This is a genomic window from Pseudorhodoferax sp., from assembly GCF_047601025.1.
In the GTDB taxonomy this organism is placed as follows: domain Bacteria; phylum Pseudomonadota; class Gammaproteobacteria; order Burkholderiales; family Burkholderiaceae_C; genus Pseudorhodoferax.
The window spans coordinates 3,538,316-3,561,263 of the sequence record NZ_JASGJZ010000001.1; the positions used below are offsets into that span (position 1 = coordinate 3,538,316).

The 22,948-nt window shown below is 67.2% G+C and carries 23 protein-coding genes and 1 tRNA gene; 23 read left to right on the plus strand and 1 reads right to left on the minus strand.

Annotated features, from left to right (window positions below; all coding sequences use genetic code 11):
• Nucleotides 1-53: 53 nt before the first annotated feature.
• Both glcC and dld read left to right on the plus strand, forming a co-directional pair.
• Complete coding sequence (gene glcC / locus QM782_RS16540; RefSeq protein WP_415203996.1) at nt 54-809, plus strand: transcriptional regulator GlcC; 756 nt, start codon at nt 54-56, stop codon at nt 807-809.
• Nucleotides 810-899: 90 nt separating this feature from the next.
• Entirely contained in the window at nt 900-2,603 is a 1,704-nt protein-coding gene (gene dld, locus QM782_RS16545) for a D-lactate dehydrogenase (RefSeq protein WP_415203997.1), read from the plus strand.
• A 19-nt stretch (nt 2,604-2,622) separates the two neighbouring features.
• Here the strand turns inward: dld and QM782_RS16550 are convergent, their stop codons facing one another.
• The gene (locus tag QM782_RS16550) at nt 2,623-3,543 is read right to left on the minus strand and encodes a LysR family transcriptional regulator (RefSeq protein WP_415203998.1); all 921 of its coding nucleotides are present in this window, start codon (nt 3,541-3,543) and stop codon (nt 2,623-2,625) included.
• 526 nt (nt 3,544-4,069) lie between these two features.
• On the opposite strand from QM782_RS16550, the gene QM782_RS16555 reads away from it, so the two are divergent.
• The 21 genes from QM782_RS16555 (at nt 4,070) to QM782_RS16655 (ending at nt 22,929) form a co-directional block, all read left to right on the plus strand.
• Nucleotides 4,070-5,233 (plus strand): acetyl-CoA acetyltransferase, encoded by a 1,164-nt coding sequence (locus tag QM782_RS16555; protein ID WP_415203999.1) that lies wholly within the window; start codon nt 4,070-4,072, stop codon nt 5,231-5,233.
• A gap of 2 nt (nt 5,234-5,235) precedes the next feature.
• Nucleotides 5,236-6,831 carry an acyl-CoA synthetase gene (locus tag QM782_RS16560; RefSeq protein WP_415204000.1) on the plus strand — a complete coding sequence of 532 codons (1,596 nt, stop codon included), beginning with the start codon at nt 5,236-5,238 and terminating at the stop codon, nt 6,829-6,831.
• An 11-nt stretch (nt 6,832-6,842) separates the two neighbouring features.
• Nucleotides 6,843-7,400 (plus strand): PPC domain-containing DNA-binding protein, encoded by a 558-nt coding sequence (locus QM782_RS16565; protein WP_415204001.1) that lies wholly within the window; start codon nt 6,843-6,845, stop codon nt 7,398-7,400.
• Nucleotides 7,397-7,804 carry a PPC domain-containing DNA-binding protein gene (locus QM782_RS16570; protein ID WP_415204002.1) on the plus strand — a complete coding sequence of 136 codons (408 nt, stop codon included), beginning with the start codon at nt 7,397-7,399 and terminating at the stop codon, nt 7,802-7,804. Before QM782_RS16565 ends, QM782_RS16570 begins: the two co-directional genes overlap by 4 nt.
• Before the next feature lie 28 nt (nt 7,805-7,832).
• Nucleotides 7,833-8,657, plus strand: a complete 825-nt coding sequence (locus QM782_RS16575) for an SDR family NAD(P)-dependent oxidoreductase (protein ID WP_415204003.1) — start codon at nt 7,833-7,835, stop codon at nt 8,655-8,657.
• Between the two features lie 29 nt (nt 8,658-8,686).
• The gene (locus tag QM782_RS16580; protein WP_415204004.1) at nt 8,687-9,700 is read left to right on the plus strand and encodes a TRAP transporter substrate-binding protein; all 1,014 of its coding nucleotides are present in this window, start codon (nt 8,687-8,689) and stop codon (nt 9,698-9,700) included.
• Entirely contained in the window at nt 9,697-11,583 is a 1,887-nt protein-coding gene (locus QM782_RS16585; RefSeq protein WP_415204005.1) for a TRAP transporter large permease subunit, read from the plus strand. The genes QM782_RS16580 and QM782_RS16585 overlap by 4 nt, the downstream gene beginning before the upstream one ends.
• Before the next feature lie 21 nt (nt 11,584-11,604).
• Nucleotides 11,605-12,129, plus strand: a complete 525-nt coding sequence (locus QM782_RS16590; protein ID WP_415204006.1) for a gamma carbonic anhydrase family protein — start codon at nt 11,605-11,607, stop codon at nt 12,127-12,129.
• A gap of 66 nt (nt 12,130-12,195) precedes the next feature.
• On the plus strand, nt 12,196-12,984 hold the full coding sequence (locus tag QM782_RS16595; protein ID WP_415204007.1) for an SDR family NAD(P)-dependent oxidoreductase: 789 nt from the start codon (nt 12,196-12,198) through the stop codon (nt 12,982-12,984).
• A gap of 484 nt (nt 12,985-13,468) precedes the next feature.
• Nucleotides 13,469-14,518 (plus strand): BMP family ABC transporter substrate-binding protein, encoded by a 1,050-nt coding sequence (locus QM782_RS16600; RefSeq protein WP_415205668.1) that lies wholly within the window; start codon nt 13,469-13,471, stop codon nt 14,516-14,518.
• 45 nt (nt 14,519-14,563) lie between these two features.
• The gene (gene dcd / locus QM782_RS16605) at nt 14,564-15,130 is read left to right on the plus strand and encodes a dCTP deaminase (protein WP_415204008.1); all 567 of its coding nucleotides are present in this window, start codon (nt 14,564-14,566) and stop codon (nt 15,128-15,130) included.
• Nucleotides 15,131-15,206: 76 nt separating this feature from the next.
• Nucleotides 15,207-16,082: a neutral zinc metallopeptidase gene (locus QM782_RS16610; RefSeq protein ID WP_415204009.1), complete on the plus strand. Its 876-nt coding sequence runs from the start codon at nt 15,207-15,209 to the stop codon at nt 16,080-16,082.
• Between the two features lie 182 nt (nt 16,083-16,264).
• Nucleotides 16,265-16,531, plus strand: a complete 267-nt coding sequence (gene rpsO / locus QM782_RS16615; protein WP_415204010.1) for a 30S ribosomal protein S15 — start codon at nt 16,265-16,267, stop codon at nt 16,529-16,531.
• A 214-nt stretch (nt 16,532-16,745) separates the two neighbouring features.
• The gene (gene pnp, locus QM782_RS16620; RefSeq protein ID WP_415204011.1) at nt 16,746-18,902 is read left to right on the plus strand and encodes a polyribonucleotide nucleotidyltransferase; all 2,157 of its coding nucleotides are present in this window, start codon (nt 16,746-16,748) and stop codon (nt 18,900-18,902) included.
• A gap of 86 nt (nt 18,903-18,988) precedes the next feature.
• Complete coding sequence (locus tag QM782_RS16625; protein ID WP_415204012.1) at nt 18,989-19,975, plus strand: NAD(P)H-quinone oxidoreductase; 987 nt, start codon at nt 18,989-18,991, stop codon at nt 19,973-19,975.
• A gap of 5 nt (nt 19,976-19,980) precedes the next feature.
• Nucleotides 19,981-20,736 carry a triose-phosphate isomerase gene (gene tpiA, locus QM782_RS16630; protein WP_415204013.1) on the plus strand — a complete coding sequence of 252 codons (756 nt, stop codon included), beginning with the start codon at nt 19,981-19,983 and terminating at the stop codon, nt 20,734-20,736.
• Nucleotides 20,737-20,758: 22 nt separating this feature from the next.
• A complete protein-coding gene (secG, locus tag QM782_RS16635; protein ID WP_415204014.1) occupies nt 20,759-21,145 on the plus strand; it encodes a preprotein translocase subunit SecG in 387 nt (128 codons plus the stop codon).
• Between the two features lie 158 nt (nt 21,146-21,303).
• Nucleotides 21,304-21,388: transfer RNA gene (locus tag QM782_RS16640), tRNA-Leu, on the plus strand.
• Between the two features lie 59 nt (nt 21,389-21,447).
• Nucleotides 21,448-21,807 (plus strand): NADH-quinone oxidoreductase subunit A, encoded by a 360-nt coding sequence (locus tag QM782_RS16645; RefSeq protein ID WP_415204015.1) that lies wholly within the window; start codon nt 21,448-21,450, stop codon nt 21,805-21,807.
• A 27-nt stretch (nt 21,808-21,834) separates the two neighbouring features.
• Nucleotides 21,835-22,317 carry a NuoB/complex I 20 kDa subunit family protein gene (locus QM782_RS16650; RefSeq protein ID WP_056175322.1) on the plus strand — a complete coding sequence of 161 codons (483 nt, stop codon included), beginning with the start codon at nt 21,835-21,837 and terminating at the stop codon, nt 22,315-22,317.
• Nucleotides 22,318-22,320: 3 nt separating this feature from the next.
• Nucleotides 22,321-22,929, plus strand: a complete 609-nt coding sequence (locus QM782_RS16655) for an NADH-quinone oxidoreductase subunit C (RefSeq protein WP_415204016.1) — start codon at nt 22,321-22,323, stop codon at nt 22,927-22,929.
• Nucleotides 22,930-22,948 lie beyond the last annotated feature (19 nt).

The following is a 22,948-nucleotide window of genomic DNA, read 5'->3' on the forward strand; positions in this document are numbered from 1 at the left end:
GTCACATCAGGAATGTAAGTTTTGTAATTCTGGTATGACCACTGAAGCACGTTATGCACAAGGACAATCTCAGAACTTCCCCGCCAATCGCAGACGTGGTCGCACGACGGATCGAAGGTCTGATCGTCGATGGCGTGCTAAAGCCGGGGCAGGCGCTGCCTTCCGAGCGCAGCCTGTCCGCTCGGCTGGACGTTTCGCGATCCGCCGTGCGGGAAGGGCTCAAGGTGCTTCATGCGCGCGGCATCATCGACACGGCGCATGGGCGCGGATCGTTCGTGGCCGTGCTGACGACCCAGCCGGCGCACTCGCCGATGCTGCATCTTCTGGGCTCGCAGCCCAGAACCCTGTACGACCTCTTCGAGGTGCGCGAGATGCTGGAAGCGGAATCCGCACGCCTGGCCGCGCTGCGCGGCACCCAGGCGGACTTCGCGGTGATTGCCCGCCGCTATGAGGACATGCTTGCGGCCCAGGGATGCGACATGGACGCATCGACCTGCGCACGGCTTGACCACGCCTTCCATCTGGCGATCTGCGAGGCATCGCACAACCCGGTGCTGGTGCACACGTTGAGTTCCATTACCGACTTGCTGCTGAGTTCGGTCTTCGCGTCCGTCAACAACCTGTACCACCGCGAGGCGGAAAAACGGGTGATAGACCAGCAGCACGCGCGGCTCTATCAGGCCGTGATCAACCGGCAATCCGAGCAGGCGCGAAAAATCGCCAGCGCGCACATCGACACCACGGTCGCCACCCTCCGGGAAATCGAGGCGCAGGAGCAGTGCCTGGTGCGGGCGACGCTGAAGCGTTGACGCAAACTGGTCGGACCAGCTGTCAGGTCTCTCCACAGTCCCTGGCAGGCGCTCAACAATGGGCGTCAGCAAAGCACCAGGAGACTCGTGATGACCCCGCCCGATTTGATCGGCAAGCTCGGTGGAATCGTCGGCGCGCGCCACGTGCTGACCGGCGATGCGCCCACGCGCCGCTACCGCACGGGCTACCGCTTCGGCGCGGGTCGCGCGCTGGCGGTGGTGCGTCCCGGCACGCTGGTCGAGCAATGGCGGGTGCTGGCCGCCTGCATGGCAGCGCGCGTGATCGTCATCACGCAGGCATCGAACACGGGCCTGACCGGCGGCTCGACGCCCGATGGCGACGGCTACGACCGGGAGGTGGTCATCGTCAGCACCACGCGCATCCGGCGCATCCACCTGATCGGCGGCGGGCGGCAGGTGGTCTGCATTGGCGGCGCCACGCTGGACCACCTCGAACGCACGCTCAAGCCCCTGGGGCGCGAGCCGCATTCGGTGATCGGCTCGTCGTGCATCGGCGCCTCGGTGCTGGGCGGCATCAGCAACAACTCGGGCGGCTCGCTGGTGCACCGCGGGCCGGCCTACACGGAGATGGCGCTGTTCGCCGCCGTGGATGCCTCGGGTACGCCGCGCCTGGTGAACCACCTGGGGATAGAACTTGGCGGCACGCCGGAGGAAGTGCTGGCGCGCATAGAGAATGGGACCTTCACCGAGGCCGACGTGCACGAGGGCGCCGCCGCATCGGACCATGACTACGCGGCCCATGTCCGCGATGTCGATGCGCCCACGCCCGCGCGCTTCAACGCCGACCCACGGCGGCTGTTCGAGGCATCCGGTTCCGCCGGCAAGGTGATGACGTTCGCGGTGCGCCTCGACACGTTTGCCGCCGAGGCCGGTGCGACTGTGTTCTACATCGGCACCAACGACACCGGAGTGCTCACCGACATCCGGCGCCGTGCGCTCGCCCGGTTCACGCACCTGCCGATCGCGGGCGAATACCTGCACCGCGATGCGTTCGACATCGCGCGCCAGTACGGAAAGGACCTGTTCGTCATCATCGACAAGCTGGGCACGGACCGGCTACCGCTGTTCTTCAGCCTGAAGACGCGCTGCGACGCGTGGTTCGAGCGCCTGGGTTTCCTGCCCCGGCACCTGACCGACCGTGTGCTGCAATGGTTCAGCCGCTGCCTGCCGGACCACCTGCCCGCGCGCCTTGCAGCCTACCGCGACCAGTACGAGCACCACCTGATGCTGAAGGTGTCCGCGCAGGGCGTGGAGGAAGCGCGGGCATATCTGGCCCAGCGCTTCGCACAGGGCGGCGGCGGGTACTTCGAATGCACCGGCGAGGAGGGGCGCAAAGCCTTCCTGCACCGCTTCGCGGCTGCCAGTGCCGCCGTGCGCTACCGCGCGGTGCACCACAAGGAGGTCGAGGACATCGTCGCGCTCGACATCGCGCTGCGGCGCAACGACCGAGACTGGTTCGAGCAGTTGCCGCCGCAGATCGAGCGGCCCATCCTGCGGAAGCTGTACTACGGGCACTTCCTGTGCCACGTGTTCCACCAGGACTACATCGTGGCCAAGGGCAACGATTGCCTGGCGCTGGAGCACGCCATGCTGGGGCTGCTCGACCAGCGTGGGGCCGAATACCCGGCCGAGCACAACGTCGGGCACCTGTACGAGGCCAAGCCGCAACTGGCGGCGTTCTACCGCCAGCTCGACCCGTGCAACTGCCTCAATCCGGGTATCGGCAAGACCTCGAAGTTCGCGGCGTACCGAGACGATCCGGTACGGACCTGACCGAATCAATCCCGCTCGTCTACTGCTCCTCCTTCCTCTTCCGTGCCGAGGCGCTGCCTTGGCGCTTGAGGTGCGGGACGTACTGCAGGAATGCATGCAGCGTCGGTGAATCGTCTTCGGTCTTCCATGCCACGCCTGACTCGACGGTGGGAGGCGTGCCCCGCAGCCTGCGGTAGACAACGCCTTCGCGGCGCATGACCTGGACGCAATCCGGCACCAAGGCCACCCCGAATCCTGCGGAAACCAGACTCACGATGGTGTGCTGCTGGCGCGCGTGAAAGATGCGCGGACTGAAGCCATGGTGCATGCAGGTGGCCACCACCATGTCGAACATGAGTGCGCCTTGATGGCGCTCGAAAAGCAAGAACCTTTCACCGGACAGGCGTTCCAGTGGCACACGTGTGCCGCGTGCCAATGGGTGCGCTTCCGGCAGCGCCGCAATCAGCTCATAGCGGCTCGTCGGCTGGTAGGTGAGCGACGGGAAGTTGCCGGGTGAGGCGAACATGAATCCGATATCCAGAACCCCGGCCTCCAGATCGTCGTATATGCGATCGGTGCTCGCCTCGTGAAGCGACAAACGGATTTCGGGGTAGTCGAGGCTGAAGCGGCGCAGCACATCGGGCAGGAAGGAATAGGTCGGCGGGCTGGTGAATCCGACCGACAGCGAGCCGGACAGTCCGCTCGCAGCCGCATGTGCATGCAGCCGCATCGATTCCGTGCGGGCGACGATGCTTCGCGCATCGCGCAGCACCTCCTGGCCTCCGGTGGTCAGCGCGATACGTCTGGATGTGCGCTCAAAGAGCTTGATGCCCAGCTCATCCTCCAGCTCCTTGATGGCGAGGCTGACGGGGGGCGGCGACAGGTGCAGGCGTTCCGCCGCACGGCCGAAATGCATTTCCTCGGCGACCGCGATGAACGCCCTCAGGTGTCTCAGTTCCATTCTGGATTCCAAAACAATCGATATAAAAATCGAACTTTACCTAATGATGCCTGCTTTCTAAACTTGCGCCCATTCAACGACACATGTCGGCCGAGGCAGTGCACAACGCTGGCAAGGCGCGGCATCAGGAGACTAGACCATGCAAGTCACGACAGGCTGCCATCTATCCGGCACGGCCATGGACATTGAAGCGCAGGATGCCATCGCAGCCATCCGCGCAAGCACGAGACCTGATACGCACCGTATCCCTTGACGGGTCTCGCTGACAGCTCACCGATCCGCACGCGCAGTGCTCGCCGATAGGCGAGAAAAGATTCGGTCAACGCCCCTTCTCCACCGCCGTCGGTTGAGCCATCGGGCATCGCCGCATCTGGCCAGTGCCTGATCGCAAGGTGTACCCCCGCTGGGGGGTAGTTCGACGCGGCACTGCGCTGCCGGTTCCGTTCCCATCCGCACATTGCTGGCGCATTGCCGTCAGTGTGCCTGCACGCCCAAACCGGGCTTTCTCACTCCACGGAGGTTCTCCATGACGACACCACACATCATCGGCTGGGGCCATACGCCCTTTGGCAAGCTCGACAGGATAGACATCGAGCAACTGATCCGGGATGCGGCGAATCCGGCGCTGGAAAGTGCAGGACTCGAAGCCCGGGACATCGACGGCGTGTTCGTCGGCACCTTCAACGCGGGCTTCGTGCCGCAGGACTTCAGCGCTTCGCTGGTCTCCGTGGCCATGCCCGAGTTCCGGGATACGCCTGCGGTGCGGCTGGAAAACGCATGCGCTACCGGTTCCGCTGCGGTCTGGGCTGCGCTCGATGCCGTGGAAAGCGGACGCTGCCAGCGCGCGCTCGTCATCGGCTTCGAGAAGATGAACACGCTACCTTCGGCGCAGGTCGGCGAAGTACTGCTGAAGTGTTCCTATGTGCGGGAAGATGGCGACACCCCCATGGGCTTCGCAGGGGTGTTCGGCCGCATTGCGGGCGAGTACTTCGACCGATTCGGAGACCAGTCCGATGCGCTCGCCGCCATCGCCGCCAAGAACCACCGCAACGGCGTGGACAACCCCTATGCCCACATGCGCCGAGATCTGGGTTTCGAGTTCTGCCGCACGGCCTCTGACAGGAACCCAGTGGTTGCCGGTCCGCTCAAGCGGTCCGATTGTTCCCTGGTGTCCGACGGCGCGGCGGCCCTGGTGATTTCCAAGGAGCGGGGCGGCTCCAACCGTCCCGCCATCCGCTGGCGCTCGCGCACGCAGGTCAATGACTTCCTGCAACTCGGCAAGCGGGATGTCACCCGCTTCGAGGGCGCCGCCAAGGCATGGGAGCGGGGGCTGAAGAGCGCGGGCATCGGCTTGGGCGATCTGCAGTTCGTCGAGACCCACGACTGCTTCACCATGGCTGAACTGCTCCAGTACGAAGCGATGGGCCTCGCGGAACATGGCCAGGGTGCGCGCGTCATCCTGGAGGGCATTTCCACGCGGGACGGCAAGCTGCCCGTCAACCGCTCGGGGGGGCTGAAGTCGCGCGGCCACCCCATCGGGGCCACGGGTGTTTCGCAGCATGTCATGGCCGCCATGCAGCTTGCCGGGCAGGCCGATGCCATGCAGGTCCCCGGTGCCCGCCTGGGTGCTGTCTTCAACATGGGTGGGGCCGCCGTGACCAACTATCTCAGCGTGCTGGAGGCCGCGTAATCATGAATGCCGCACAAGCCATGAACCTGGGGCAATTGCTGGCCCAGACCGCACGCCTGTTCCCCGACCATGCGGGGCTGATCCAGGGAGAGCGCCAGTGGACCTGGCGCGAGATCGACCAGCGCGTCGACGCCATGGCGGCGGCGCTGCGCGCCCTGGGCCTGCGTCCGGGTGACCGCATCCTGGTCCAGTCGCGCAACAACCTCCAGCTCTTCGAGAGTTGCTGGATCGCGTTCCGGCTCGGTTGCGTGTGGGTGCCGACCAATTTCCGGCTGACACCGCTCGAGATCGCCTATCTGGGCGCGTCCAGTGGCGCCAAGGCGATGCTCTACGAGCGCGATTTCGCCGAGCATGCCGACGCGGTGCGTGCAGCCTCGCCTGCGCTGGAACACATTGTCTGCATCGACCAGCCCCGCGATGGCGAGCTGGCCTATGAGGAGCTGGTGCGGGCCCATCTCGGTGAGCAGCCGCAGCCGGCGCAGGTCGGGGCCGACGATCCGCTCTGGTTCTTCTACACCTCGGGCACGACCGGCAAGCCCAAGGCGGCAGTGCTGACGCACGGCCAGATGAACTTCGTCGTCACCAATCACCTGGCCGACCTGATTCCCGGAACGACCGAGCGTGACCGCTCCATCGCCGTCGCGCCGCTGTCGCACGGCGCGGGCATCCATGCGCTGCTGAATGTGGCCAGGGGCGCCGCGACCGTCCTGCCGCCAGGGGAGAAGCTCGACCCGGAATCGTTCTGGCAGCTGGTGGAGCAGCACCGCGTCAGCAACCTGTTCACCGTGCCGACCATCGTCAAGATGCTGGTGGAGCATCCCTCGGTAGACCGCTACGACCACAGCTCGCTGCGCTACATGATCTACGCGGGCGCGCCGATGTACCGCGCCGATCAGAAGCTGGCACTCCAGAAGCTGGGCAGGGTGCTGGTCCAGTACTTCGGCCTGGGCGAGGTTACTGGCTGCATCACGGTGCTCCCGCCGCACATGCACTCGGCCGACGATGACGATCCCCAGGCACCGGTGGGAACCTGCGGCTACCCGCGCACGGGCATGGAAGTGGCTGTGCTGGGTGAGGATCTGGCCCCCCTGCCTGTCGGGGAAATCGGTGAAATCTGCTGCCGAGGCCCCGCCGTTCTCGCCGAGTACCACGACAACCCCGAAGCCACGGCCAAGGCGCTGCGCGGCGGCTGGTTCCACACGGGCGACCTGGGCCGCATGGATGCGCGCGGGCTGCTCTACATCACGGGCCGGGAATCCGACATGTACATCTCCGGCGGATCGAACGTGTACCCGCGCGAGGTGGAGGAGGTGCTGCTCACCCATCCCGGCGTTGCCGAAGTCGCGGTGCTGGGCGTGCCCGACGAGAAATGGGGTGAGATCGGCGTCGCCGTGATCGTGCGCCGTGCGGACCACCCGGCCCTGGACGAAGCCGGCGTGCTGGCGCACCTCGAAGGCCGGTGCGCGAAGTACCGGTGGCCGCGCCAGGTGTTCTTCTGGGACAGCCTGCCCAAGTCCGGCTATGGAAAGGTGACAAAGAAGGACGTGCGCCGGCTGCTGGAAGAGACCGGGGCCATCGCACAACCGACGCGGGGCTGAGGAGACGCGCCATGAACACCACGCCATCTTCTCCCTACCCCCGGGCACGCACCCTCGTGCATCCCGGACCGTTCAACCCGGTACGCATCCAGAGCCGGCATGCCACGCATGCCCAGCACTTCCGGCTGCAGATCCAGCCCGGCGCGAGCCTGTTCGACGCGCTGGTGCAGCCGCTCAGCGAGCGCGGCATCCACAGCGCATCGACCACGATCCTCGGAGGACTTTTCAGCAGCATGCAGTTCTGCATGGCGCCGCCCGATCCGCTGGGCCAGGCCATCATCCGGTACACCAGCCCCGTGGACACAGGCCGCACCTACATGGTGTTCGGCAACGCCACCGTCGGAAAAAACCAGGACGGCCAGCCCATCGTGCATTGCCATGCCGCGATCCGAACCGAAAGCGGCGCGGTCAAGGGCGGCCACATCATCACGCAGGCCGCCATTGCCGCCGAGCCCCTCTCGGTGCTCGTGACCTCGCTCGACGGTTTCGAGCTGCGGGTCGCCTACGACCCTGAAACCAACATCCCCTTGATCCAACCCCTGGATTCCACCTCCGGAGAAGCTCCATGAACTCATCCGCCATTGTCGAAAGCGGGGCCATGGGCCGCGTGGCCTACGCGCGCATCGCCCCCAACGAGGACCTGCTGCACGGCGTCGAGAAGCTCTGCCTTGCGGAAGGCTTCAAGAACGCGTTCGTGCGCGGCGCGCTGGGCAGCCTCATCGACGGCTGCCTGCTCAAGAGCGACGGCTCGTATCTGCAGATCAAGGGGCCGGCGGTCGAAATCGTCAGCCTGGCCGGCGAGGTCCGCACGCTGGCCGACGGCTCCATCCGGTCCTCGCTGTCCGGTGTGGTGGCCGATCCGGACGGGCAGGTCTATGGCGGGCCCTTCGTCGCCGGCCTGAACCCCATCTGCATGACCTTCGAGGTCACGCTGGAAGAGTGGCTCCCGGACGAACCGGGCCAGCCTGCCTGACACCCATTGCCTTGTAGTCCATCGAATCATGAATCAACCGCAAAACACCCCCCGGATCGCACTCGTCACCGGTGCGGCCAGCGGCATCGGCCGCGCCATCGCGGAGCGCCTCGCCATCGACGCACATGCCGTCGTCTGCATCGTGGACCGCGATGCACAGGGCGCCAGGGACGCGGCCGAGCACATTGCCGGCCAGGGCGGCAGCGCCCATCCGTTCTGCGCCGACATGGCCGACGCCCAGGCCATCCAGGCCATGCTGGGCGAGGTCAGAAACCAGGTCGGAGCGCCCGACATGGTCGTCAACTGTGCCGGCGTGGCGCCTACCGCCCCAGTGCTGGAACATTCCATGTCCCAGTGGCAATCCACGCTGGACATCAACGTGACCGCGCCCTTTCTCATCGTCCAGCAATGCCTGGCCGACATGAAGCGCAAGGGCTGGGGCCGGATCGTGAACATCGCCTCGATCAGCGGCGTGCGCGCAGGCAGCGGCAGGTTGGCCTATGGCACGTCCAAGGCCGCGTTGATTGCGCTGACCCGCCAGTTCGCGGTCGAGGCCGCCGAATGGGGCGTCACGGTCAATGCCGTGGCGCCAGGGCCTGTCGAAACGCCATTGATCAAAAAAATGGCCGGTGGCGACTCCACCTCCACCTACGCGAACCTGGTACCGATGAACCGCTTCGGCACCCCCGACGAGATCGCCCATGCCGTGCTTTTCCTGCTGTCGGAGCAGGCGAGCTACATCACCGGCGAGACGCTGGCCGTCGATGGTGGCTTCCTGGCCAGCGGCCTGTTCGTGCGCAATCTGTTCGAAGGCGCGCCGCGTGCATCTGGTGCGGCCACCGACTCACATTAATCCCCCCCACCACCCAAAGGAGACAAGCCATGACCTTCACCCGCCGCAACCTGCTGGCCACCACGATGGCTGCACCGCTGGCCCTTTCCATGCCCATCGCCCGTGCCCAAAAGCGCGCGGAGTTCAAGCTGAAGTTCGCCAACAACCTGCCGGACACCCACCCGATGAACGTCCGGGCCAAGGAGATGTCGGCCGCCATCGCCGCGGAGACCCAGGGCCGCGTCGATCTGCAGGTGTTCCCGAACAACCAGCTCGGTTCCGACACGGACATGCTGAGCCAGGTGCGCTCGGGGGGGGTCGAGTTCTTCACGCTGTCCGGGCTGATCCTGTCGACGCTGGTGCCGGCGGCGGCGATCAGCGGCATCGGGTTCGCGTTCCATGACTACGACACCGTCTGGAAGGCACTGGACGGCGACCTGGGCGCATTCGTGCGCCGGGAGATCGCCAAGGCCAACCTCGTCGCCATGGAGAAGATCTGGGACAACGGCTTCCGCCAGATCACGTCCTCCAACAAGCCGATCCAGTCCCCCGACGACCTCAAGGGCTTCAAGATCCGCGTTCCGGTCTCGCCCCTGTGGACGTCCATGTTCAAGGCCTTCGGCGCGGCGCCGGCGTCGATCAACTTCGGCGAGGTGTACAGCGCCCTGCAGACCAAGGTGGTCGACGGGCAGGAGAACCCGCTCTCGCTGGTGGCGACCGCCAAGCTCAACGAGGTGCAGAAGTACTGCTCGCTGACCAACCATATGTGGGACGGCTTCTGGTTCCTCGCCAACAAGCGTGCCTGGGAGCGCTTGCCGGAAGACATCCGTGCGATCGTCGCCAAGCACATCAATCAGGCCGGCATGAAGGAGCGTGGCGATATCGAGGCGCTGAATGCCACGGTGCAGAAGGACCTGAGCGGCAAGGGCATGGTGTTTGCGCAAACCAACCCCGATGCCTTCCGGGCCAAGCTCCGCGATGCCGGCTTCTATACCGAGTGGAAAAACAAGTTCGGTGCCGAAGCCTGGGCCACCCTGGAGCGCTACACGGGGAAGCTGGCATGAATCCCGCCGTCCACCAACTCGAGCCCGGCGGGGGGGCCGGACACCCTGGCGTCGTGGCCCGGCCTTGGGTCACGCGGTCGGATCAGGTGCTTGGCTCCGCTGTCGAGGCACTGGCCGCAGTGCTGGTGTCCGCGGAAATCGCAGTGCTGCTGGCCGGGGTGATTGCGCGCTTCGCGTTGCATGCACCCTTGGTCTGGTCCGATGAGCTGGCCTCCATCCTGTTCGTCTGGCTGGCCATGCTGGGCGCTGCCGTCGCGCTGCGGCGCGGCGAGCACATGCGGATGACGGCCCTGGTCGGCAGGCTGAGTCCCACGGGCATGGCCATGCTCGAGGCCATTGCAACCGTCGCTTCCCTGGCCTTTCTCGCCATGGTCGTCTGGCCTGCATATGAATATGCGGCCGAGGAAGTGGCCATCACCACGCCGGCTCTGAGCATCTCCAACGCCTGGCGTGCTGCGGCCCTTCCGGTGGGCGTAGCTCTGATGGCGGTGCTGGCACTGCTGCGCCTGCTCGGCCAGGCATCGCTGGCGCAGGCTGCGCTGGCGGTTGCCATCATCGCCGGCATCGTGGCGGCGTTCTGGGGTGCCGGGCCGGTGTTCGAGGATCTGGGCAGGCTCAATCTGCTGATTTTCTTTGTCGGCATCGGGGCGGGGAGTGTCTTCGCGGGCATACCAATTGCCTTCGCCTTCGGGTTGGGCGCGTTCGGCTACCTGGCGCTGGCGACTTCCACACCGCTGCTGGTGCTGGTCGGCCGCATGGACGAAGGCATGTCGCATCTGATCCTGCTGTCGGTGCCCCTATTCGTCTTCCTGGGCTTGCTCATCGAGATGACGGGCATGGCCCGGGCCATGGTGGCCTTCCTCGCCAGCCTGCTCGGACGGGTCAAGGGCGGGCTGTCCTATGTGCTGATCGGTGCGATGTACCTGGTTTCCGGCATCTCCGGGTCGAAGGCGGCCGATATGGCGGCCATTGCACCGGCGCTGTTTCCGGAGATGCAAAAGCGAGGCGCCAAGGAGGGGGAACTGGTGGCGCTGCTGTCCGCCACAGGCGCGCAGACGGAAACCGTACCTCCGAGCCTGGTGCTCATCACGATTGGCTCCGTCACCGGCGTTTCCATCGCGGCGCTGTTCACCGGCGGCCTGCTGCCTGCGCTGGTGCTGGGTGCCGTGCTGTGCGTGGTGGTCTGGTTTCGCTACCGCCACGAAGACCTGAGCAGTGTGGTGCGCATTCCAGCCAAGGAGATCGCGCGGCTGGCCTTGGTTGCGCTGCCGGCACTGGCCTTGCCTTTCATCATCCGGGCCGCGGTTGTCGAAGGGGTGGCCACGGCTACCGAAGTCTCCACGCTGGGCATCGCCTACGCCGTCATCGTCGGCTTGCTGGTCTATCGGGAGTTCGACTGGAAGCGCGTGGTGCCTATGCTGGTGGCCACTGCATCGCTGTCGGGCGCCATCTTGCTGATCATCGGCACGGCCACCGCCATGGCATGGGGACTCACGCAGTCGGGCTTCTCGCGCCTGCTTGCGGAAATGATGACGGGGCTGTCCGGCGGCGTGCCCATGTTTCTCGCCGTGTCCATCGTGGCCTTCGTGTTCCTGGGCTCCGTGCTGGAGGGCATCCCCGCCGTGGTGCTTTTCGGACCGCTGCTGTTCCCGATCGCGAGGCAGATGGGCGTGCATGAAGTGCACTACGCGATGGTTGTCGTCCTGTCCATGGGCTTGGGGCTGTTCGCTCCGCCGCTGGGCGTCGGCTACTACGCCGCATGTGCGATCGGGCGCGTCCATCCGGACAAGGGTATTCGCCCCATTGGCGGGTATCTGCTGGCGCTGCTGATCGGCATCATCCTGGTCGCGGCCTTCCCGTGGATCTCCATCGGCTTTCTCTGACATTCCAAGGGATGACTCATCATGGCTGTCTATCGACTCAATGACCTCGAACCACACCTGGGCGCAGGCGCCTATGTAGCGGAAGACGCTACCGTCATCGGCGCCGTCACCATCGGCACCGGCGGCAGCGTATGGCCGCAAAGCGTGCTGCGTGCCGACAATGAGCCCATCACCATCGGCGAAGCTAGCAACATCCAGGACGGCGCCGTTCTGCACACCGATCCCGGCTTTCCGCTGAGGATCGGCAATCAGGTGTCCGTGGGGCACCAGGCCATGCTGCACGGCTGCAGCATCGGCGACGGCTCGCTCATCGGCATACAGGCCGTTGTGCTCAACGGCGCTGTCATCGGGCGCAACTGCCTCGTGGCGGCCGGCGCGGTGGTGCTGGGCGGCAAGGAGTTTCCCGACAATTCCCTGATCGTGGGCGCGCCCGCAAAGTTGGCGCGCCAACTGAGCGACGCGGAAGTGGCCGGCCTGCGGGGGAACGCCGCGGACTACGCCCAACGGGCCGCGTACTACCAAAGCGCACTGCAGCGCCTGGCTTGACCCCCATCCCCATGTCTGGATCGCTTGATCCGGCATGGGCTATGGGCTTCGTCTTCAGAGGAAGAAATGTCTGAATCCATGGGAAAACCGGTGGCCGTGGTCACCGGCGGCGCACAAGGCATCGGTCTTGCCATCGGGCAATGGTTTCTGCGCAACAACTATCGAGTGGCGCTGCTTGATCGAGACACTGCTGCTCTGGAGGAGGCCGCATCTGCCATGGGCCCCAATGCCGATGTGCTGCTGCTGGATCGCGATGTCTCGCGGCCGGAGGATGTGGAGAGGGCCGCATCCGCGGTTCGCTCCACGTGGGGAAACGTAGCGGCCCTGGTCAACAACGCCGGCGTTGCCATCTTCAAGCCTGTGCAGCAGACCAGCTTTGCCGACTGGCGCGAGGTGATGGCCACCAACCTGGATGGTGCGTTCCTGTGCTGCCAGGCGTTCTCCGCCCTGATGCCGTCTTCGCGCGGCGGCGCCATCGTCAATATCGCGTCGATCTCCGGACTGCGCGCTAGCACGCTGCGTGTCGCGTATGGCACCAGCAAGGCGGCGTTGATCCACCTGACCCGGCAACTGGCCGTGGAGCTGGGGATTCTCGGCATCCGGGTGAACACGGTCTGCCCCGGACCGGTGGAAACGGAGATGGCCAAGCTGGTGCACAGTGCCGCCATTCGCTCGGACTACTACGATGCCATCCCGCTGGGCCGCTACGGCGGCGCCGATGAGATCGCTGATGCCGTCGGTTTTCTATGCAGCCCGCAGGCCAGCTATGTCAATGGCCAATTCCTGTCGGTCGATGGGGGGTTCGACGCCACTGGTGTGGGACTTCCCACATTGCGCCGAATGCAGGTGGCCTGAGGGGACCTCTACGATTTCCTGCTGGATGCCTGCACCATCAGCGAGCGCTATTGCCATGTCAAGCGTGAAATTGTGGCCATGCGCTTGGTGCTTTCCAACCAGCGATCCGACAACCGCAACCCCATGCTCAGATGGTCGTGGATCGCGGTCCCTTCCAAGACGATGTGAACCGCCGAGCGCATCAGCGAGGGGCGCGGGCAACGGGCGGCCCTGGCGGGCGTCCCAGGAGCGACGGCGGTCGCACGGGCTACCTCCCGGCAACCGCCACGGCCCGCAGGAAAAGACATTGCACGTGCAACATGCCTCCGCCACCTGAGGGACAATATGTCTTCCTTTCCACGTCCCTGGCGGACATCCCATGAAGAGCGTCACTTCTAAAATACGCAGCAGCGGCTTCGGCCGCGCTTTCGTTTCTGCCGACCGCTGCACGGCATCCCCTTCTTCTTCCTCCTCCTCGCTGTCGCGCCGGCACCTGCTCGGCGCCATGGCGGCCTGCTGGCTGCCCGGCATGGCGGTGGCGGCGCGCGAGCCTTTGAAGATCGGCTTCGTCTACGTGGCGCCGCTGACCGACGCGGGCTGGGTGCACCAGCACGAGCAGGGCCGCCGTGCCGTGCAGGCCGCGCTGGGCGACGAGGTGCAGACGCGCTACGTGGAGAACGTGGCCGAGGGGCCCGACGCCGAGCGCGTGATCCGCGAGCTGGCGCAGCAGGGCTGCGGGCTGATCTTCACGCCCAGCTTCGGTTACATGGAACCCACGCTGCGGGTGGCGCGCGAGTTTCCGCAGGTGCGCTTCGAGTCCATCACCGGCTACAAGACGGCGCCCAACGTGGCCACGGCCAATGCGCGCTACTACGAGGGCCGCTACCTGGCCGGCATCGCGGCCGGCCGCATGGCGAAGGGCGGGGTGGCCGGCTACGTGGCGGGCTTCCCGATCCCCGAGGTGCTGCAGGGCATCAACGCCTTCACGCTGGGCATGCGCGCGGTAGCGCCGCAGGCGCAGGTCAGGGTGATCTGGCTGCAGGCGTGGTTCGATCCGCCGCGCGAGCGCGATGCGGCGATGACGCTGTTCGACCAGGGGGCCGAGGTGATGGCCTTCCACACCGGCTCCAGCGCCGTGATGGCCGCGGCGCAGGAGCGCGGCCGGCTGGCCGTGGCCTACCACTCCGACATGCGCCGCGTCGGGCCGGACGCGCAACTGGCCGCCGTGAAGCACGAGTGGGGCGGCTACTACACGCGCCGAGCCCGCGCGGTGCTGGACGGCACGTGGAAGAGCGGGCAGCTGTGGGGCGGCGTGCGCGAGGGCATGGTGCGCGTCGGCGACTTCGGCCCGCGCGTGCCGCAGGCCGTGCAGGAGGAGGTGCTGGCGCGCCAGCGCGACATCGCGGCCGGGCGGCTGCACCCGTTCCATGCGCAGGCGGACGTGCGCGACACGGCCGGCCGCACCGCGATCGCGGCCGGCCGGACACTGGACGACGCGCAGATCCTGGCCATGGACTGGCTGGCCGCAGGCGTGGCCGGCGGGCTGCCGGGCTGAGGAGCGCCTCCTACAATCGCCGCCCCCGACGCGAGAGCCTTCACCATGACCATCAAGAGCGACAAGTGGATCCGGCGCATGGCCGAGCAGCACGGCATGATCGAGCCGTTCGAGCCCGGCCAGATCCGCGAGCGCGAGGGCCACAGGATCATCAGCTACGGCACCAGCAGCTACGGCTACGACATCCGCTGCGCGCCGGAATTCAAGGTGTTCACCAACATCCACAGCACCGTGGTCGACCCCAAGCACTTCGACGAGAAGAGCTTCGTGGACTTCCATGGCGACAGCTGCATCATCCCGCCCAACAGCTTCGCGCTGGCGCGCACGGTCGAGTACTTTCGCATCCCGCGCAACGTGCTGACGATCTGCCTGGGCAAGAGCACCTATGCGCGCTGCGGCATCATCGTCAACGTGACGCCGTTCGAGCCCGAGTGGGAGGGCTACGTGACGCTGGAGTTCTCCAACACCACGCCGCTGCCGGCCAAGATCTACGCGGGCGAGGGCTGCGCCCAGGTGCTGTTCTTCGAGAGCGACGAGGTCTGCGAGACCAGCTACAAGGACCGCGGCGGCAAGTACCAGGGCCAGGTCGGCGTCACGCTGCCCAAGGCCTGACCGGGGGCTCGGCGGGCGCCGCGCCGCGCGTGCGGGCCGGCGGTACCATCGCGGCAGGCAACGCTAGGAGATCGTCATGCGCTGGGAAGGCAATCGCGAATCGCAGAACGTGGAAGACCGGCGCAGCCAGGGCGGCGGCGGTGGCGGCTTCATCGGCGGGCGCAGCATCGGCATCGGCACGATCGTGATCGCGCTGGTGGGCGGCTGGGTGCTGGGCATCAACCCGCTGACGCTGCTGGGCATGCTGAGCGGCGGCGGCGCTCCGGTGGCCGTGGAGCAGCAGGCGCCGGCGCAGCGGCCGCCCGCGGACGACCACATGGCCAAGTTCGTGTCCACCGTGCTGGCCGACACCGAGGACGTCTGGCGCGACCTGTTCCGCGAGGCCGGGGGCAACTACCGCGATCCCTCGCTGGTGCTGTTCCGCGGCGCCACGCGCACGGCCTGCGGCCAGGGCCAGGCGGCGATGGGCCCGTTCTACTGCCCGGCCGACCAGAAGGTCTACATCGACCTGGGCTTCTACGAGACGCTGAAGAACCGGCTGGGCGCGCCCGGCGAGTTCGCCCAGGCCTACGTGATCGCGCACGAGGTCGGCCACCACGTGCAGAACCTGCTGGGCATCACCGCCAAGATGGAGCAGATGCGCCAGCGCATGAGCGAGGTGCAGTACAACGCGATGAGCGTGCGCCTGGAGCTGCAGGCCGACTGCTTCGCCGGCGTCTGGGCCAACCACGCGCAGCAGGCGCGCCAGATCCTGGAAAGCGGCGACATCGAGTCGGCCATGAACGCCGCGGCCAAGATCGGCGACGATGCGCTGCAGCGCTCCGGCGGCGGCGCCGTCGTGCCCGAGAGCTTCACGCACGGCACCAGCGCTCAGCGCCAGCGCTGGTTCGCCGCCGGCCTGAAGTCCGGCAGCGTCAAGGCCTGCGACACCTTCGGCGCGAACCAGCTCTGAGCCGCTATAATCCTTAGGCTTTGCCCTGTGCAGGGCGCACGCTGGCGGTCAGTTCCGTCTGCCAGCGCAAGTGAAACCACCGGAGCATTCCCCCTCGGTCTCGCGCCGTCCCCCGGACACTTCTCCGGGGCGATGCCGCCATGGCCGACGGGCGGGCGGTTCCGGTTCCTCCGGGAAACCACATGATCGACTCTTCCGCCAAGGCCCAAATCGTCAAGGACAACGCGCGCAGCGCCAGCGACACGGGCAGCCCCGAAGTCCAGATCGCGCTGCTGACCGCGCGCATCAACGAACTGACGCCGCACTTCAAGACCCACGCCAAGGACCACCACGGCCGCCGCGGCCTGCTGCGCATGGTCAGCCGCCGCCGCAAGCTGCTGGACTACCTGAACGCCAAGGACCACGACCGCTACGCGGCCCTGATCGCCAAGCTCGGCCTGCGCAAGTAAACCGCGGGATCCGATGCGTGCAGAGCGCCTGAGTTGGTTCGCTGGCTCAGGCGCTTTGCGCTTCCTCACTTTCCGGCAGACGCCTGCGCAAGGTCCGCGCTGTGTCATTCCGCAAGCCGCCGCGGCGGCCGCTTGCGGAATGGCATCGTTCCTTCGCCGGCCCTGTCTCCACCGTCCCCGCAGCCGCCCGCAGGCTGCGTCCTAGGAGAACCACATGACGATGTTCAATAAAGTCACCAAGACCTTCCAGTGGGGCCAGCACACGGTCCGCATGGAAACCGGCGAGATCGCGCGCCAGGCCACCGGCGCCGTGCTGCTGGACATGGATGGCACCGTGGTGCTGGCCACCGTGGTCGGCCGCACCGAAGGCAAGCCCGGCCAGGACTTCTTCCCGCTGACCGTCGACTACCTGGAGAAGGGCTATGCCGCCGGCAAGATCCCCGGCAGCTTCTTCAAGCGCGAAGGCCGCCCCAGCGAGTACGAGACGCTGACCAGCCGCCTGATCGACCGCCCGATCCGCCCGCTGTTCCCCGAGGGCTTCTTCAACGAAGTGCACGTGGTGATCCACACGCTGTCGCTGAACCCCGAGGTCGATGCCGACATCGCCGCGCTGATCGCGACCAGCGCCGCGCTGGCCGTCAGCGGCATCCCGTTCGCCGGCCCGATCGGCGCCGCGCGCGTGGGCTACGTCAACGGCGAGTACGTGCTGAACCCGGGCCAGACCGCCCGCAAGGAATCCAGCCTGGACCTGGTCGTGGCCGGCACCGAGGCGGCCGTGCTGATGGTCGAGTCCGAGGCGCTGCAACTGCCCGAGGAGGTGATGCTGGGCGCCGTGGTGTTCGGCCACGAGCAGGGCAAGGTCGCGATCGAGGCGATCCATGAACTGGTGCGCGACGGTGGCAAGCCGGTCTGGAACTGGCAGCCGCCGGCCCGCGAAGAGGAACTGATCGCCAAGGTCGCCGGCCTGGGCGAGGACAAGCTGCGCGCCGCCTACCAGATCCGCAACAAGCAGGCCCGCACGCAGGCCTGCCGCGCCGCCTACGCCGAAGTGCTGGGCGCGCTGAAGGAGCAGGGCGTGGCCTTCGATCCGGTCAAGGTCGAGGGTCTGCTGTTCGACATCGAGGCGCGCATCGTGCGCGGCCAGATCCTGGCCGGCGAGCCGCGCATCGACGGCCGCGATACGCGCACCGTGCGTCCGATCGAGATCCGCAGCAGCGTGCTGCCGCGCACCCACGGCTCGGCGCTGTTCACGCGCGGCGAGACGCAGGCGCTGGTGGTGGCCACGCTGGGCACCGAGCGCGACGCGCAGCGCATCGACGCGCTCTCGGGCGACTACGAGGACCGCTTCATGCTGCACTACAACATGCCGCCGTTCGCCACGGGCGAGACTGGCCGCGTGGGCAGCCCCAAGCGCCGCGAGATCGGCCACGGCCGCCTGGCCAAGCGCGCGCTGGTCGCCGTGCTGCCGACCAAGGAGGACTTCCCGTACACGATCCGCCTGGTCAGCGAGATCACCGAATCGAACGGCTCCTCCTCCATGGCTTCGGTCTGCGGCGGCTGCCTGTCGATGATGGACGCCGGCGTGCCGCTGAAGGCGCACGTGGCCGGCATCGCGATGGGCCTGATCAAGGACGCCAACCGCTTCGCCGTGCTGACCGACATCCTGGGCGACGAGGACCACCTGGGCGACATGGACTTCAAGGTGGCCGGCACGACCAACGGCGTGACCGCGCTGCAGATGGACATCAAGATCCAGGGCATCACCAAGGAGATCATGCAGGTCGCGCTGGCCCAGGCCAAGGAGGCGCGCATGCACATCCTGGCCAAGATGCAGGAAGCCATGGGCGCGGCCAAGGCCGAGGTCTCCAGCTACGCGCCGCGCCTGTACACGATGAAGATCAGCCCGGAGAAGATCCGCGACGTGATCGGCAAGGGCGGCGCCGTGATCCGCGCGCTGACCGAGGAGACCGGCACCCAGATCGACATCGGCGAAGACGGCACGATCACCATCGCCTCGACCGACGCCGACAGGGCCGCCGAGGCCAAGCGCCGCATCGAGCAGATCACGGCGGAGGTCGAGGTCGGCAAGATCTACGAGGGCCCGGTCACCAAGATCCTGGACTTCGGCGCGCTGATCAACCTGCTGCCCGGCAAGGACGGCCTGCTGCACATCAGCCAGATCGCGCACGAGCGTGTCGAGAAGGTCACCGACTACCTGACCGAAGGCCAGGTCGTGAAGGTCAAGGTGCTGGAGACCGACGAGAAGGGCCGCGTGAAGCTGTCGATGAAGGCCCTGCTGGACCGCTCCGCGCCGCCGGCGCCGGTGCCGGCTCCCCAGCCGTCCGAGGCGGCTCCGGGCCAGCCGGAGTAAGCCGGCGTTTCGCGGCGCCGCATCGTGGCGATGCGGCGCGCCGTGCCGGCTGCAGCCGGCACCCCGACCTTGCGAAAGGACTTGCCATGAAAGCGATCGAGATCACCACCTATGGCGCGCCCGAGGTGCTGCAGCCGGCCGAGCGGCCCGACCCGGTGCCCGGCGCCGGCGAGCTGCTGCTGCGCGTGCGCGCCAGCGGCGTGAACCGCCCCGACGTGCTGCAGCGCACCGGCAACTACCCGGTGCCGCCCGGCGCGTCGGACATCCCGGGCCTGGAGGTCGCGGGCGTCATCGAGTCCGGCGATGCCGAGGCCCTGCGCGCCGCAGGCCTGAACGTCGGCGACCGGGTGTGCGCCTTGGTGGCCGGCGGTGGCTATGCCGAGCTGTGCGTCGCGCCCGTCGGCCAATGCCTGCCGGTGCCGGTCGGCCTGACCGACGAGGAGGCCGCCAGCCTGCCGGAGACCTTCTTCACGGTCTGGAGCAACGTGTGCGACCGCGGCCGGCTGCAGAGCGGCGAGACCCTGCTGGTGCAGGGCGGTACCAGCGGCATCGGCGTGACCGCGATCCAGCTCGGCAAGGCGCTGGGCGCGCGCGTGATCGCGACGGCCGGCAGCGACGAGAAGTGCGCCGGCTGCCTGGCGCTGGGCGCGGACCACGCGATCAACTACAAGTCCGCGGACTTCGCCGAGGAGGCCCGCCGGCTGACCGACGGCAAGGGCGTGGACGTGATCCTGGACATGGTGGCCGGGCCCTACGTCGCGCGCGAGGTGAGCTGCCTGGCCGAGGATGGCCGCCTGGTCATCATCGCGGTGCAGGGCGGCAGCAAGAGCGAGCTCAACGCCGGGCTGGTGCTGCGCCGGCGGCTGACCGTCACCGGCTCCACGCTGCGGCCGCGGCCGGTGGCCTTCAAGGCGGCCATCGCCCAATCGCTGCGCCGGCATGTCTGGCCGCTGATCGAAGCCGGCCGGGTCAAGCCGGTGATCCACAGCCGCTTCCCCGCCGCCGAGGCGGCCAAGGCGCACGCGCTGATGGAATCGAACCAACACATCGGCAAGATCGTCCTGACCTGGTGAACGAGATGAGCAAGAGCAAACTGATTGCAGGCAACTGGAAGATGAACGCCAGCCTGGAGGGCAGCGCGGCGCTGGTGCGCGGCGTGCTCGACGGCCTGGCCCAGGCGCAGCCAGCCTGCGACGTGGCGATGTGCGCGCCGGCGCCGTACCTGGCGGCGCTGCAGGGCTGGCTGGCCGGCCAGTCGGCCGTGCAGCCGGGCGCGCAGGACGTCTCCGCGCATGCGAGCGGCGCCTATACCGGCGAGGTCAGCGCCGACATGCTGCGCGACTTCGGCGTGCGCTACTGCATCGTCGGCCATTCCGAGCGCCGCCAGTACCATGGCGAGACCGACGAGCTCGTGGCCGCCAAGACGCAGCGGGCGCTGGCCGCCGGCATCACGCCCATCGTCTGCGTCGGCGAGACGCTGGCCGAGCGCGACGGCGGCCATACCGAGGAAGTGGTGCGGCGCCAGCTGGCGGCCGTGATCCATGTGAACGGCCATTGCATCACCGAGGTCGTCGTCGCCTACGAGCCGGTCTGGGCCATCGGCACCGGCAAGACCGCGACGCCCGAACTGGCGCAACAGGTCCACGCCGCGCTGCGCGCGCAGCTGCGCGCAGCCAGCGACCACGCGGACCGCATCCGCCTGCTGTACGGCGGCAGCATGAACGCCGCCAACGCGGCATCGCTGCTGTCCCAGCCCGACATCGACGGCGGCCTGATCGGCGGCGCGTCGCTGAAGGCCGCGGATTTCCTGGCCATCGTGGCCGCCGCGCGCTGAACGCTTAGAGGAAGCCATCGAGATGAATGTGTTGTTGAACCTGGTCCTGGCCGTGCAGATCCTGGCGGCGCTGGGCATGATCGGCCTGATCCTGATCCAGCACGGCAAGGGGGCCGACATGGGCGCGGCCTTCGGCAGCGGCAGCGCGGGCAGCCTGTTCGGCGCCAGCGGCAGCGCCAACTTCCTGTCGCGCACCACGGCCGTGCTGGCCGTGGTGTTCTTCGTCAGCACGCTGGCACTGGCCTACTTCGGCCACCGCCAGCCTGCCAGCGCGGGCAGCGTGCTGGAGCGCACCACGGTCGCGCCCGAGGTGCCGTCGCCGGCGTCGCAGATCCCGTCGGCCGCGCCCTCCGCACCGGTGGCACCGGCCGTGCCGGCCTCCGGCGCCGGCCAGATCCCGGCGCAGTGACGGGGCGGCACACTGGCGCGTGCAGGCCACGCGCCAGCAAATTCCCTGGCCCCGGCCGGGGACCTAGGGGGTTTCCAGGGTAAACTCGAATGCTGTCCGGAAAGCCAAAGCCGAGCTTGACAGCCAGGCATCCTCATGCCATCTGGACACAGACAACAGCCGTCGTGGTGAAATTGGTAGACACGCTATCTTGAGGGGGTAGTGGCGAAAGCTGTGCGAGTTCGAGTCTCGCCGACGGCACCAACAAGAAGCCGGCATGCAACCTGCGTGCATGCCGGCGCAGCGGTGAAGAAGTCCTCCAGATGAACCTCGACCAGTACCTCCCAGTCCTTTTGTTCATCCTGGTGGGTATCGGTGTAGGGATCGCGCCACAGCTGCTGGGCTACCTGCTCGGTCCCAACCGGCCCGATGCGGCCAAGAACTCCCCGTACGAATGCGGCTTCGAGGCGTTCGAGAACGCGCGCATGAAATTCGACGTGCGCTACTACCTCGTCGCCATCCTGTTCATCCTGTTCGACCTCGAGATCGCGTTCCTGTTTCCCTGGGCCGTGGCGCTGAAGGATGTCGGTGCGACCGGCTTCTGGGCCGTCGTGGTGTTCCTGGCGATCCTGGTCGTGGGCTTCGTCTACGAATGGAAAAAGGGCGCGCTGGACTGGGAATGACCCGGTCCGGACAGCTGGAGATTAGCTATGGCCATTGAAGGCGTATTCAAGGAAGGCTTCGTCACGACCTCGTACGACGCGGTCGTGAACTGGGCCAAGACCGGCTCGCTGTGGCCCATGACCTTCGGGCTGGCCTGCTGCGCGGTCGAAATGATGCATGCGGCCGCCGCGCGCTACGACATCGGCCGCTTCGGCGCCGAGGTGTTCCGCGCCAGCCCGCGCCAGTCCGACCTGATGATCGTGGCCGGCACGCTGTGCAACAAGATGGCGCCGGCGCTGCGCAAGGTCTACGACCAGATGGCCGAGCCGCGCTGGGTGCTGTCCATGGGCTCGTGCGCCAACGGCGGCGGCTACTACCACTACAGCTACTCCGTCGTGCGCGGCTGCGACCGCATCGTGCCGGTCGACGTCTACGTGCCGGGCTGCCCGCCGACGGCCGAGGCGCTGATCTACGGGATCATCCAGCTGCAGCAGAAGATCCGCCGTACCCAAACCATCGCCCGGGTCTGATCCATGACCGTATTTGCCGTCGATCCCCACATCCTGAAGGACACGGTCGCCACCACGCTGGGCGACAAGGTGAAGTCCCTCGTCCTGGTGCGCGGCGAGCTGACGCTGACGCTGAAGGCCGCCGACTACCTGGAGGCCATGCAGACGCTGCGCGACGCGCCCGGATGCAAGTTCGAGCAGCTCATCGACCTGTGCGGCGTGGACTATTCCGCCTACCGCGACGGCATATGGGAAGGCCAGCGCTTCTGCGTGGTCTCGCACCTGCTGTCGGTCAGCCTGAACCAGCGCCTGCGCGTGAAGGTCTTCTGCGATGACGACGACATGCCGATCCTGCCTTCGGTCATGCATCTGTGGGCATCGGGCAACTGGTTCGAGCGCGAGGCCTTCGACCTGTACGGCATCCTGTTCGACGGCCACATCGACCTGCGCCGCATCCTGACCGACTACGGCTTCATCGGCCACCCGTTCCGCAAGGACTTCCCGCTGTCCGGCCACGTCGAGATGCGCTACGACGAGGAACTGCGCCGCGTGGTCTACCAGCCGGTCACCATTGAGCCGCGCGAGATCACGCCCCGCGTGATCCGTGAAGACAACTACGGCGGCCTGCACTGACGGCGGCCAGCAGACCCGC